Annotated in this window: 11 protein-coding genes; all 11 read right to left on the minus strand. The window is 49.9% G+C overall.

Going from position 1 to position 13286, the window contains the following annotated elements; all coding sequences use genetic code 11:
- Window positions 1-35: 35 nt before the first annotated feature.
- Window positions 36-914 carry an alpha/beta fold hydrolase gene (locus tag DSZ37_RS07750; RefSeq protein ID WP_109726344.1) on the minus strand — a complete coding sequence of 293 codons (879 nt, stop codon included), beginning with the start codon at window positions 912-914 and terminating at the stop codon, window positions 36-38.
- Window positions 901-2043 (minus strand): undecaprenyldiphospho-muramoylpentapeptide beta-N-acetylglucosaminyltransferase, encoded by a 1143-nt coding sequence (murG, locus tag DSZ37_RS07755; protein ID WP_109726345.1) that lies wholly within the window; start codon window positions 2041-2043, stop codon window positions 901-903. The genes DSZ37_RS07750 and murG overlap by 14 nt, the downstream gene beginning before the upstream one ends.
- Before the next feature lie 2 nt (window positions 2044-2045).
- A complete protein-coding gene (locus DSZ37_RS07760; protein WP_109726346.1) occupies window positions 2046-3326 on the minus strand; it encodes an FtsW/RodA/SpoVE family cell cycle protein in 1281 nt (426 codons plus the stop codon).
- A 28-nt stretch (window positions 3327-3354) separates the two neighbouring features.
- Window positions 3355-4392 (minus strand): phospho-N-acetylmuramoyl-pentapeptide-transferase, encoded by a 1038-nt coding sequence (gene mraY, locus DSZ37_RS07765; RefSeq protein WP_109726347.1) that lies wholly within the window; start codon window positions 4390-4392, stop codon window positions 3355-3357.
- A gap of 22 nt (window positions 4393-4414) precedes the next feature.
- A complete protein-coding gene (locus DSZ37_RS07770; RefSeq protein ID WP_109726348.1) occupies window positions 4415-5854 on the minus strand; it encodes a UDP-N-acetylmuramoyl-L-alanyl-D-glutamate--2,6-diaminopimelate ligase in 1440 nt (479 codons plus the stop codon).
- Between the two features lie 32 nt (window positions 5855-5886).
- Window positions 5887-8313, minus strand: a complete 2427-nt coding sequence (locus DSZ37_RS07775; RefSeq protein ID WP_109726401.1) for a penicillin-binding transpeptidase domain-containing protein — start codon at window positions 8311-8313, stop codon at window positions 5887-5889.
- A 318-nt stretch (window positions 8314-8631) separates the two neighbouring features.
- On the minus strand, window positions 8632-9132 hold the full coding sequence (locus DSZ37_RS07780) for a hypothetical protein (protein ID WP_109726349.1): 501 nt from the start codon (window positions 9130-9132) through the stop codon (window positions 8632-8634).
- Window positions 9125-10066 carry a 16S rRNA (cytosine(1402)-N(4))-methyltransferase RsmH gene (gene rsmH, locus DSZ37_RS07785; RefSeq protein WP_109726350.1) on the minus strand — a complete coding sequence of 314 codons (942 nt, stop codon included), beginning with the start codon at window positions 10064-10066 and terminating at the stop codon, window positions 9125-9127. Before rsmH ends, DSZ37_RS07780 begins: the two co-directional genes overlap by 8 nt.
- Before the next feature lie 56 nt (window positions 10067-10122).
- A complete protein-coding gene (locus DSZ37_RS07790; RefSeq protein ID WP_109726351.1) occupies window positions 10123-10554 on the minus strand; it encodes a division/cell wall cluster transcriptional repressor MraZ in 432 nt (143 codons plus the stop codon).
- A 416-nt stretch (window positions 10555-10970) separates the two neighbouring features.
- Window positions 10971-12266, minus strand: a complete 1296-nt coding sequence (locus tag DSZ37_RS18215; protein ID WP_109726352.1) for a SpoIID/LytB domain-containing protein — start codon at window positions 12264-12266, stop codon at window positions 10971-10973.
- A 39-nt stretch (window positions 12267-12305) separates the two neighbouring features.
- The gene (locus DSZ37_RS07800; protein ID WP_181380274.1) at window positions 12306-13268 is read right to left on the minus strand and encodes a class B sortase; all 963 of its coding nucleotides are present in this window, start codon (window positions 13266-13268) and stop codon (window positions 12306-12308) included.
- Window positions 13269-13286: the final 18 nt, after the last annotated feature.

The following is a 13286-nucleotide window of genomic DNA, read 5'->3' on the forward strand; positions in this document are numbered from 1 at the left end:
TTTTTATGTATATTATGCTGGGGACCGATATGTTGTTACTCTGCGCCTATTCCCTGCACAGTAAGGAATTTCAGAAAGGTCTCCGACATCTCGTCGGGTATACGGGCATACATCATGTGCCCCTTATCTGATAAATGTATCTCAGCGCCGCATTTTTCGGCGTATTCAACGCCTGCCTGACGCCATGTTTTCTGCTTGCTCATGCCCTTCATGTCGCTTATGTAGAAGCAGCAGGGGCATTTCAGCGCTCCCGTCCTTACGGCTTCTGCCGCATTGGCGGTCATGAGCCGCGACTCCTCGATATACTCGCTGTTGGCGATGTTCTTGTAGAAGAGCTGACGGTATATCTTCTTCTCCTCGTCGGTAAGCTCATCGCCCCCGAGGAGCCCTGAGGCATTCTCCGCCTTGTTTCTGAAAAGCTTTGCCAGCAGACCGTCCTTTGCGATCATTCTCAGCAGCTTCTGCTGTCTTGCAAGGAGCTTATCCCTCTTGTCATCGGGTACCTCCTCCGCCTGCAATACCGCATAGTCGGGGATGCCCATATCCATGCTGAGGACTGCCTTTACCTCGTCGGGATAGGTATTCGCCCAATAGACTGTCTCCAGTCCCGAATAGGAGTGGGGTGCAAGCACATAGGGAGGCTCGATGCCTGCCCTGCGAAGGGCTTCCCTGTCCTCGCTGACAAGATTTTCAATAGTACGCGGAGTCTTCATGGCTCCGCTGAAGCCGTAGCCTGCCTTTTCCACCACAGCTATCCTGTAGCTCTTTGACATTCTGCGGTATATGGGCTTGTACTCAAGCACAGGGCAGGTAACTCCGCCCCCAGAAAGAAACACGATAGTGGGACTTCCGCTGCCCTCGGTATAGACATTGAGCTCTGTGCCGCCCACTTCAACTTTTTTACCTGTTTCCATTGCTTTCCTTTTTTACCAGTTTCTCAACTACCGACAATATCCTTTCATTGGTATCTGTAAGATGGAGCTTAGCCGCGCTTTCGGACATATTCTTCACCTTATCCCTGTCGTTGTAGAGCTTTTCTATCTCAGCAATCATGCGCTCGTTGGTAACGTCCTTCTGCTCGATCACCACTGCTGCACCTGCATTGCCCAGCACCATTGCATTGTGGTACTGGTGGTTGCCTGCGACGATGGGAGAAGGTATGAGTATGGAAGCCTTTCCTGCTGCTTCAAGCTCCGCAAGTGTTGAGGCTCCCGAGCGGCATATAACAAGGTCGGCTGCCGCAAGACAAACATCCATATCATTTATGTACTCTGTGATACGGAGCCTGTCGGACTTCAGCGGTATGCCAGCTTCCTTCATTGCCTGTGGGAATGTATCCTTGCCCATTCCGCCGTAGCCGTGTATGTGGTTGATGGGAAGCTTCTTCCCCGTGTGCCACTTCACGACCTCGGTCATGGTCTCGTTGATGCAGCCTGCACCAAGGCTTCCGCCGAATGAGAGGATGGTGAAGCTGTCGTCAAAGCCCAGCTTCTTACGGGCTTCCTCACGGCTCATGGTGTTGATATTGCTTCGCACGGGAAGTCCCGTAACGCTGTACTCAAATTTGCTCTTGTCCATGAACTTCAGTGCTTCCTCAACAGTGAGCATAACGTAGTCCACTTCCTTGGAGAGGAGCTTGTTTGTCACGCCCGGGTAGGCATTCTGCTCATGGATAGCCGTAGGTATGCCCATTCTTGCCGCCTTGCGGATAACGGGTCCTGCGGCGTAACCGCCTGTACCTATGGCAATGTCGGGCTTGAAGCCCTCGATTATCTGCTTGGCTCTCCTGCCCGATGTGGCAAGATATGCAAGCGCCTTGGCGTTCCTGCCGATATTCTCAAGGGATATCTTTCTCTGGAAGCCTGCTACCTTTATGGTCTCAAGCCTATATCCTGCCTTTGGTACAAGCTTTGACTCCATTCCCTTTGGGGTTCCTGCAAAGAGGAACTCCGTATCGGGATACTTTTTCTTTATGATATCAGCGATGGCAAGTCCGGGATTTATATGTCCGCCTGTGCCTCCGCAGGCTATCAGTACTCTCATGGTCATGCTCCTTTTGGTTCAGCGATCTGCTCTTTCTCACGCTGTTTTTTCTTCTTTTTCTCCTTGGGCTTCTCGTCGGGATAGTACCTGTGCTGGGATATGTTCAGCATGATGCCCATTTCCGCCAGCTGCATTATCAGCGCCGTACCTCCGTAGCTGAAAAAGGGCAGACTGATACCCGTGTTAGGTATCAGGTTGCTGACAACGGCGAGGTTGAGCACGGTCTGTATGCCGATCTGTGTGGTGATACCCACTGCGATGAGCATACCGAAGCGGTCCTTGCAGCGGACTGCTATGGAGTAACCCTCTACGATGAGAAGGAAGAATACTATTATAATAGCAAGAGCTCCCACGAAGCCAAGCTCCTCACAGACAATGGGGAAAACGAAGTCGTTCTTGGTCTCGGGAAGATAGAGATACTTCTGACGGGAGTTGCCAAGACCCAGTCCGAAAAGTCCGCCAGAGCCTATGGCGATAAGGGAGTTTGCAGTCTGCCATGTGTCGCCCAGCTTATCAGCAAAGGGGTTCTGCCATGACTTTATACGGACAGCAACGTAGCTTCCGGGTACCTGCGCCTGCCACGAGATATAGGCTATGGCAAATCCGAGGGCTCCTGCGCCCAGCGCGAGGAAGTGCTTCTTGTTTACGCCGCCGCAGAGTATCATTGCTACGGCAATGGTACCGATGAGTATGATACCCGAAATGTGCTTTTCAAGAGCGATGAGCAGGACGTACACGCCAAGTATCACCGCGTATTTGATAATACCTGTGGTAAAGGTATTCATCTTCTGACCGTCGCGCTCCATGCTGTATGCAAAGAAGATTATAAGTGCCAGCTTTGCCACCTCGGAAGGCTGGAGGTTGAGGGGACCGATGTCTATCCATCTTCTCGCGCCCATGGAACCGCCCTCGTCGTTACCGATAAGGAGAACGGCGATGAGGAGTATTCCTCCGATGATATAAAGCAATCCTGCGATATTCAGCTTTTTCAGCACGGGGAGCTTCAGATTCTTGAAGTTATGATAATCCATCTTCATGAAAAAAATCATAGCAACGAAGCCGATGACGGCATTCTTTGCCTGATTTTTAGCGTAGTAAAGTCCGTCTCCCCCGTGCTCGCTGTATGCCCAAGCGTAGCTCGCCGAGGACATCATTACTATGCCCACAACAAGCAGTATCATTACATATGCAAAGAAAGACAGACTTATATCACCGCGCCTGCCTCCCGAAAAAGGGTTCGGGACAGCAGGACGCTTTTTCTTTTCAGTTTTGGTTGCCGCCATTTTTCCTCCTTATGGTCCGACCTGACTATTAAAATACTATCAGTGTGATTATGCCCAGAACTCCGAAGATAATGCCGCAGAGCGAAAAAGTTATCACTATCTTGTATTCGCTGAAGCCGCTCATCTCAAAGTGATGGTGGATAGGCGTCATTTTGAATATACGGCGTCCCTCTCCGTACTTTTTCTTGGTGTACTTGAAGTAGAGCACCTGTATCATTACAGACAGCGCCTCGATGATGTAGACCAGAGCTGCAAGGAGAAGCAGCAGGTGCTTGTGGAGGATAAGTCCCACGCCCGTAACGGCTGCGCCGAGAAACATAGAGCCTGTATCGCCCATGAAGCACTTTGCGGGATTGAGGTTCCACAGCAGGAATCCGAGACAGCCGCCTGCAAGTGCCATTGTGAAGCATGACATCTCGTTCTGCTTCAGTATTGAGCAGCAGACTGTGAATATCAGCATAGCCACGAATGTGACCGAGCCGCAGAGACCGTCAACGCCATCTGTAAGGTTTACTGCATTTGTAAGGTATATTATGACCGCCATCATGAGGATATAGTAGAATATTCCCAGTGAGGGCGAGGTCCAGAATCCCAGATCAAGCTTTGTAGACTTGTCACCGAAGCATCTTACCGCAAAGAGGAAGCCTGCGCCGCATACCAGCTGGAGGGCTATCTTCTGCCACGGTGTCAGTCCGTCATTCTTCTTTCTGGCGACCTTTGTGTAATCGTCAATGAAGCCTATAAGTCCGAATGCCGCCGAGAACACAAGAACGCTGAGCAGCAGATAAAAGGGCTTGAAGCTGTCCTTATCGGTGGTGTCGATGCCTGTTTTCCACCTGTATATCCAGTAGCCTGCGATAGAGGTTATGACTGTGGATATGATGAACATGAAGCCGCCCATGGTGGGAGTTCCCTGCTTCTTGGCGTGCCACTTGGGTCCGTCCTCGGTCTTGATAGGCTGACCGAATTTTATCCTGTGCAGGAAGGGCACCAGAAAGATACCCGAAACGCCTGCAATGACGAATGACAAAAGTGCTGTTATAAGATCGATTATCCAGAAAGACATTTTATTAAAACAACTCCAGTTTTTAATTCTCGAGGAGCTTTAGCCCCTCAGCTACCACTTCGCGCTCGTCGAAGTGGATATGTTCCATGCCTGCAAGTATCTGATAGTCCTCATGGCCCTTGCCTGCAAGAACTATTATATCACCTTTTTCAGCAATTTTCAAGGCATGATATATAGCTTTCCGCCTGTCGGCGACAACATCATAGTTAACAGGCGAATCTTCGATACCCGTAAGGATATCCTTTATGATCGCCTCGGGGTCCTCGTTTCGGGGATTATCCGAGGTTATTATGAGCTTGTCGGCGTATTTTGCAGCCGCTTTCGCCATTTTCGGGCGCTTTGCCGCATCGCGGTTACCTCCGCAGCCGAACAGGCAGATGAGATCGTTCTCGGTGTACTCCTTTACGCTCCTGAGAATATTCTCGATGGCGTCGGGAGTGTGAGCATAGTCGCAGATAACAGTGAAGTCCCTGCCCGTGGGAATGACCTCGCAGCGCCCCTTGACGCCGTTGTACTCCTCAATGGCGGGAATGATATTGTCGATGGACAGTCCCTCCTCGAGGCAGGCAGCGATAGCTGCCGTGATGTTGGACACATTGAATGCGCCCGGCATCCTTGTCTTTATCAGGTGGGATTTGTCGCCGCTGCAGAACCAGAAGCTGGAGCCCGTGGACTTTATCTTAATGCCGTCGGCATAGTAATCCGCGTTTTCCTTTACGCTGAAGCTGAGCTTTTTGCAGCTCACCTCGCCGTAAAGCCTCTTTCCGTAGTCGTCGTCCGCATTGATTATAGCTGTATCGCAGATGTCAAAGAGCATTTTCTTTGCCTGATAGTAGTCCTCCATATCCTTGTGGTAGTCAAGATGATCCTGAGTAAGGTTCGTGAATACCGCAACATCGAAGTATGAAGCTCCTATCCTGTACTGGCAGAGTCCGAAGGAGGAGACCTCCATGACCACATACTCGCAGCCTGCGTCTGCCATCTTCGCAAGAAGCTGCATGAAATCATAGGTCATGGGAGTGGTATTGTCCGTGTGGAGCACCTCGTCCCCTATCTCGTTCTGTATCGTACCCACAAGACCTGTCTTGTGGCCGTTTTTAGTAAGTATATGCTTGATGACGTTTGTTATGGTAGTCTTGCCGTTGGTGCCGGTAACGCCTATCATCTTCATTCGGCGCTCGGGATGACCGAACCACGCCGAGCAGATCTGTCCGTAGAGCTTTCTGGAATTGTCGGTGAGTATCTGTCTGTCACCAAGTCCCAGATCGCGCTCGCAGACCACTGCCGCTGCGCCTTTTTCAAGCATTTCCTTGGCAGCCGTATGTCCGTCGAAGCTGCCGCCCTTAACGCAGACAAAGAGGCTGCCCTCAGTCACCTTGCGCGTATCATCGGTCACGGAGCTTATTTCTGTATCGCCTATGGCTGTTACGGCGTTATTTTCGATAAGATCGCGTAATTTCATTTTTTGTCTGCCTCCTGTCTTTCTATATATCTTTAGTCGTTGAATTGCTGTGCTTTGAACTTTACCTCGATAGTAGTTCCCTTTTCTACCATAAGTCCGCCCTCGATGCTCTGGCTCTCCACATAGGCATCTTCCTGATCGCCCACTATGTTCTTTGAAACATAGTTCAGTCCGTAGGCATAGATGGTCTGGTTTACCGCCTCTGGAGAGTAGCCTGTCAGATCAGGCACCGTTACGGGGTCGGTCGTGTTGCCCTTTTCGGTGTAAAGGTAAATATATCCGTCCTTGGATATGGACATTCCGGTCTTGGGAGACTGCTCCACTACCTCGATTCCGCTTCCGACGGTCACGATGTGATCCTCCATGATGCCCAGTCCGAGAAGTGTCTTCTTGGCATCGTCGATAGATGAGCCCCTTACAAGAGGTATCTTTATGTCAAGGTTCTTCAGCTCAAGCTCGCTGTACTCAGGGCTCTTGTCCATGTATTCGAGAACGTCCTGAAGTATATTCGCAGCGCATGGAACCGCGACCTTGCTTCCGTAATACTGTTCATTGGCAGTATCAGGCATATCTGCCAGAACAAGAAGCATGAGATCGGGATGGTCAGCGGGAGTGAAGCAGATATAAGAAGCACCGTATTCCTGTATCTCAGCGTTTTCCTGCTTGTTCTCGTCAAGAGTATTGTCCATTTCGCTGAGTCGCTGTGATGTACCCGACTTACCGCCGATAGCATAGCCCTTGATCTTGACATTTCCTGTCTGGTTATTCTCAACCACATATTCCAGTGATTCGCGCATGATGGCGGAGGTGTCCTCGGATATTACCTGACGTCTTACGGTGCGCTCGTTTTTCAGCTCGATGTTTCCGTCGCTGTCCACTACTCTGTCCACCACATAAGGCTCAAGCAGATAGCCGCCGTTGACAACAGCGCTGCAGGCTGTTATGAGCTCCAGAGGAGTAACGGTAACACACTGTCCGAAGGATGAAAGTGTAAGGTCGATATTGGTCATTGCCCTTTCCTCGGGTGTATCTTTAAGAGGCGGGATCTTACCCTTGACCTCATAAGGAAGATCGATACCCGACTTTTCCTCAAAGCCGAACGCATCAAAATACTGGTGGAACTTTTCGATGCCGAGGGATTCTCCTATGGATATAAACGCAGGGTTGCATGAATTCTTGAGAGCTGTCTTGAAGTCCTGTACATGGTGTCCGCCTGTTTCATGGCAACTGATCCTCAGCGGCGTCTCGGTTCCGTCATCACGGAGCACAAAACCCTCGCAGTTATAGCTGAACTTGTTGACATCTATGGTCTTTTCCTCAATAGCTGAGGCTGCTGTAACTATCTTGAATACAGAGCCCGGCTCATAGGTCTCGCTTATGCACTTGTTCTTCCACTGACGCTCACGAGCTTCGGGAGTATATTCCTCAATATCCTTTTCCGTAGGATTATCTATCTTCTTCTCGGTGAATATCTTCCTGAGAAGCATACCGTCATCGGCAAGTTCCATAGGATCGTTAAGGTCAAAGCTGGGATACGTAGCCATGCTCAGGACCGCGCCTGTCTGGGGGTTCATGAGGATAGCGCATGATCTGTTCTTGACGTCGTGCTCCACAGACATCTCCTGAAGCCGCTTTTCCAGTATGAACTGGAGCTCTCTGTCTATGGTAAGATATACGTCGGAGCCGTCCTTGGGCTCAAAGGTCTTGGAGTATCTGTAAGGCAGCTCCTTGCCGTTTGAGTCTACCGCAGAAACGGTTCTTCCGTCTACGCCCGAGAGGTAGCTGTCATAGTAAGACTCAATGCCGTAGGCGATATTGCCGTTTGTAAAGCCCACCACCTGAGCAGCAAGCTCATTCTGAGGGTAATAGCGCTTGGTATCCTCTACGCTTCCCACGGATATAAAGCCCACATCACCGAAGAACTCGGCTATCTCGTCTGCAACAGGCTTCTCTATCTGCGTCTTGAACTCCACATAGCGTCCTTCGGCATCCATAGCCTCCTTGACCTTGTCGGCAGTGACGGACAGCTTTGACGCAAGAAACGTAGCCGCCTGCTCTCTGAACTCATCCGTTGATGCAGGGAGGACGTTGGTCTCGTTCCCCTCCTCGTCATAAACGGGAGTGTAGGTGCCGTTGGCTTTATCCGCATTCCTCTTTTCTATGAGCTTGCCGAGGGTCTTCATATCCTCCTGAAAGCTCTGTGGGTCAATGAATATCTTGTATACAGTGGCGCTCTTGGCAAAGGTATAGCCGTTTGCGTCATATATTGAGCCTCTGTGGGCTGATATGCTTATGGAACCGAAGTGCTGGTCGTTTGCCATTGTCTGGTACTTTTTGTTATCCAGCACCGATATCTTGAAAAAGTTGGCAGCTACCGCAGTGAACAGCAGGCTGAATGCCGCCGTCATCACGATCTTGCTCCTGAACCTCATTGCATTTGAGGGATTGGTATTTATCACCGCAGGATTCTTCCTTTCCGTGAAAAATTCATCTATAAATAAATAAGGCAGGGTTTTCATGTGCCCCGCCTCTGAACATCTTATTTTTTTCTGGGATGTCCTTTTGTTCTGATACGACGAAGGATTTATCGCTATTCAAGCGTGGGACTGCCGCTCCCGGGCTTTTAATCACGCCCAAAGCCCGGGAACTGCAATTCCGTTATTCCGATCACCCGCTGTATCTCCGTGTTCTACATATAACTTCGGCATATATATTTTTTGTCGCCGATAGTGTTCATTTTAATAACAGGCAGTCCATGTGTTATATTTATATTGGTACTACCCTCTGAAATATTCCACGCACTTATCGAAAAGGGATTTAATTTTCGCGATCAAGCCCTTTTCCTGTTCGGGAATTGTTACGACGTCGCCTGTCTGCGTCTTGATGTAAAAGATCTGTGAGGAATTAAGCTTTACCATTCCGAGAGACTGAGCATATTCTTCTATATTCTTTGCGCTCATCTTACTGTCAAGTTCAGACTGGAGTCTTACGTTTTCGGCTTCGGCGCTATCCAGCTTTTCATTCATTGCGGACACCTTGTTGTACATGGTGTTGCGCTTGTCAAGCGAATAGATGACCGAGCCCAGCAGCGCGGCAGCCAGCAGAGATACGAATAATATTGCGAGTATGGAACCGCTTCTTGCTTCGTTCCTGCTCATTTCGATCTCGGGCTTCTGCTCAGAGTCGTTGTGCAGAGCGCCTTCTGTATCGGTCGTCTCGTCCGAATCGGCGTCATCGTAGCTTTCATCGTTATAATAGCGTACAGTGTTTTCAGCCATTGCTTTCCGCACTCCTTTCTATTATTCTGAGCTTAGCGCTTCTGCTTCTGTTGTTTCTTTCGAGTTCTTGTTCTTTAGCCTCAATGGGCTTTCTGTTTATAAGCTTCCCCTGCGGCTTATGACCGCATACACACTGGGGAAAATCCGGTGGACATATACAGCCCCTGCACCATTCCGCAAATTTCTGTTTCACGAGTCTGTCCTCGAGGGAATGGAAGGTTATTACTGCAAGGCGTCCGCCTGCCTTCAGACTGAAGAATGCGTCCTCAAGCCCTTTTGAAAGGTGCTCGAATTCTCCGTTGACTGCTATCCTTATTGCCTGAAAGGTCTTTTTGCATGGGTTCTTTTCACGTCTCGCCTTCTGAGGAACACTTTCTCTTATAATGTCAGCGAGCTGAAGTGTGGTCTCTATAGGAGCTGTCTCTCTTGCTTTTACTATATTTGAAGCTATTCTGCGGGAGAATTTTTCTTCTCCGTACTCAAATATTATCCTTGCAAGTTCAGACTCGGTATAGGTATTGACTACATCGGCAGCGCTCATTCCCTCCTTGCTCATACGCATATCCAGCGGAGCATCGGAGTGGTACGAGAAGCCTCTGCTTCCCTCGTCGAGCTGGAATGAAGATACGCCCAGATCCATAAGGATACCGTCGGCGTACCCGATATCGAGTTCATCGAGGACCGCTCTTATTTCCGAATAGTTCCTGTGGAACACCTTCGCATTCTTATAGACCGCGAGCCTTTCCGTCGCAACTGCGACTGCATCGGGGTCTCTGTCAAGAGCGATCAGTCTGCCTTTTTCGCCAAGGCGGGCTGCTATTGCAGAGGAATGGCCTGCACCTCCTGCGGTACCGTCAACATAGATACCGTCGGGACGGATGTTGAGACCGTCGAGACATTCCTCAAGCATAACAGGTATATGGCTGAATTCCATTAGCTAAAACTCTCCTTAATCCGACGGGTGTCGGAACAAAGACAAAAACGTCCGTATCACAGAACGAGATCCGCAAGCGCATTGTTGATCTCCTCCTGAGAGATGTTGTTATTGAATTCCTCCCATTTAGCCTTATTCCATATCTCGCATCTCCTGTTCGCGCCGATAACAACGACTTCGTCGGTTATGCCTGCGTGATCTCTGAGCTGCTGGGTGATGAAGATACGTCCCTGTTTATCGGGGATCTGCTTATCTGCACCTGCAAGGAGCTTACGTCTTATGTCGCTTCCCTGCTTACCGGGTATGGAGTTGAGCGTTTCACAATAGTCCTGAAATGCATCGAGCGAGTAAACGGCGATGTAGGCATCATCATGGCCCTGACAAAGGTAAAACTCGGCTCCGAGGATTTCACGGAGCTTTGTGGGGAAGCTCATACGGCCTTTCTGATCTATACTGGGGTAATATGTACCGCATAACAGATCTGCCATCGAACTTCGCCTCGCTTTCCTTTGAAACTCAGGAATGATTTACCATTTTTTGGAAAATTTCACTTCCCATCACCTTTTTTCACCCTAAAACTATTTTATCATCAATCGGGTAGAATATCAAGACGGAGTATTTCACAATCATTAACACAGAAATCGCCTATTTTTTGTTGATTTTGTTCAATGATTAACCAAAGGCTGCTTTGACGCGAAACAAACGTTTTTGTTTTTGTTAAATTATTTTCTTGCTTTTCACCTTTCTTCACCTTTTTGGATGTTTTTCAGGTTTTTTTCACCTCTCGGCTTCCCCCTTCGTCACCCAAAAGGCGAAATAAGTCTTCGGATATAGAGCACCGTGGCGATCTCCTGTATCCAAAGACTTATTTCTTTTGTTCTTCTATATGTGCGGTATACCGCGATCAGTCATATGTATATGTGAGACTGAATTTCGATGATTTAAGACCCATCATCATTGAGAAGGGATAGCCCTTCGCGTAGGTCTGTCCGTCTATGAGCACCTCGGTGACATAGCCTGTCTCGTCAGAGTACACGGGCTGTATCCAGTTGCCCGGGTCATCGGAAAGGGTGATGTTGTAGGCTGTCTCCAGCTTCTTCCTCACTACCTCCGCGCTCATATATGTAACTGTTCCCCAGTGGGGATCAAAGGCTGCATCGTAGTCGCTGGGCACACTTCTGAGGTATGGATAATCCGCATAGAACACCTCATAGCAGTTTGCCGAGCAGCCTCCGCTTGATGCGGAGAATACGGTCAGCGCGTAGTTGTCGTCGTAATAAAGAGCCTCACCGAGGACCTCCTCACAGGCGTCGATGACTATCTGCGGCGGATTGGGCTTGCCTCTCAGGTCCTTTGAGTCGTCGCCGTTATACTTTATATAAGTATATACTGCAACTGCCTGAGCCTTGATAGCTTCGTATGAGAAGCTTCCGCCCACCTCGCGGTTGACTATCTCAGAGACTACCTTGAGGGTATCGCCCGCAGGCTCATGAGCAATGGTAAGCTCCTCCTCATCGGTGAGTCCCGTATTCATCAGGTAAGTTCCGGGGTAATAGTGGAACAGGATATCCTGATATGTCCAGCCTGCATAGGCTGCATAGAAGTTGGCGCCGTTCTGGCTCATGCCGACTCCGTGTCCCCAGCCATATGTTACAAAGGCAAATTCGCCGGGCTGAGCAGCAATGCTGGGATCGGGCTGGGATTCGGGGATATCTCCCACAAAGGCGCCCGAGGTCTTGAGCTCTACGGCAGTAGGCTCCTTGCTCCTGCTCTTTGCAGCGTTCTTGGAAAGGGTCGGCGTACCTTTTTTCAGTGCGCTCTTCTTCTTGGCGATCTCCTCCTCAAGAGCCTTGCGCTCCTCTTCGGAAAGTCCTGCGAAGGGATCCACAGGCTCGCCCACTTTCGCCATTTCAGGCGTTGCAAGCTCATAGCTTATGAGTGACATACTTGAGTCATAGTCGCTGATATCAGCCTTGACCCAATCCTCTGGCATTTTCTGCTCCTCCTCGGCTATAACAGCCTCGGCAGCAGAAGCAGCCTCAGTCTCATCAGCCGCAGCGCTTTCCACCGCAGCAGTTGTGACAGCGGAGGTCTCCTCAGCCGTTGTACTGTCCGCAGTATCCATGCCTGTTGCAGCCGAGAGCACAAGAGCTCCCGATACAGCAGCTGCCGCTCGTTTGAGCATTTTCTGCATAATCATAACAATCTCCTTTTAAAAACATAAGGTAGCTCACTAACGTTATTCGTCGTTCTTCGGGGGAGTATCGTGCTCGACTGCCTCTTTCTCTTTTTCCTCCCGAGCCTTTTTCCACTCCTCAGTGCGCTGGATAGTTGTCATGTCTCCTGCGACCTCGCCGTCCCTGAGCCTTCTGGCAACTACTAAGAAACGGGAGTTATCCTCGTCCGCATAGCAGGTGGAGAGGGTCAGCAGCTGGTCGCCGTACTTCACATCCACTCCCGTATCGAGCATCCATCTGCTTTTGCAGTTGTCGATATAGAAGTTGAAGTCCTCTTCTGAATCAAGCTCCTCCATATTCCAGTAGTGGAAGTCGGTAGCATCGTAGCTTCCGCTGGTAATAAGGAAAGCAAAAATAACATAATCATAGGTCTTGTAATTTGAGCTGTACTGGATAAAGGGGCTTACGTCATAGAAATCGAAGTCCTGACGATAGCGCCTGAGACAGCCCATCATGTTGCCGTTCCACATTGCATGGCCGTAGATGACCTGATTTTCGGAGTGCTGACTCTCGTCACTTCCGAACTCATCGCGGTAGTCCAGATAGAGAGTACCCTCCTGATCGTGGTTCCTGTAAAGGTCATGGTCAAGGTAGAATGCATCGGGGACATACTCCTCGGGACCGTAGTAGGGATCGTTAGCAGGTATCTCGCCGGGGTCCTTTACTACGGGGTAGTCCAGCTGGAGACCATCGATCTTCAGCCAGCCGACTATGTCCTTGTTGACTCTGAGCAGGGACTTTGCCCTCTCCGTCATACCGTCCGATGACGGTGCATAGTCTATATTTTCAGCCCAGCCCAGCGGAAGAACGCCCACATCCTCAGAAGTGAGCTCGGCAGTCTCGGTCACCTCACTGAATTTCGGTACTGTGTCCGTTTCCTTGTTGAGGAAAAGAGCATATCCGCCCAGTCCGAGAGCTGCGGCACATACCGCACAGGCTGCAATAGTTTTCGCTTTTTTGCTCATTGATATTTCATCTTCCTC

This window comes from Ruminococcus flavefaciens (assembly GCF_900116855.1).
Taxonomy (GTDB): Bacteria; Bacillota; Clostridia; order Oscillospirales; family Ruminococcaceae; genus Ruminococcus; species Ruminococcus flavefaciens_R.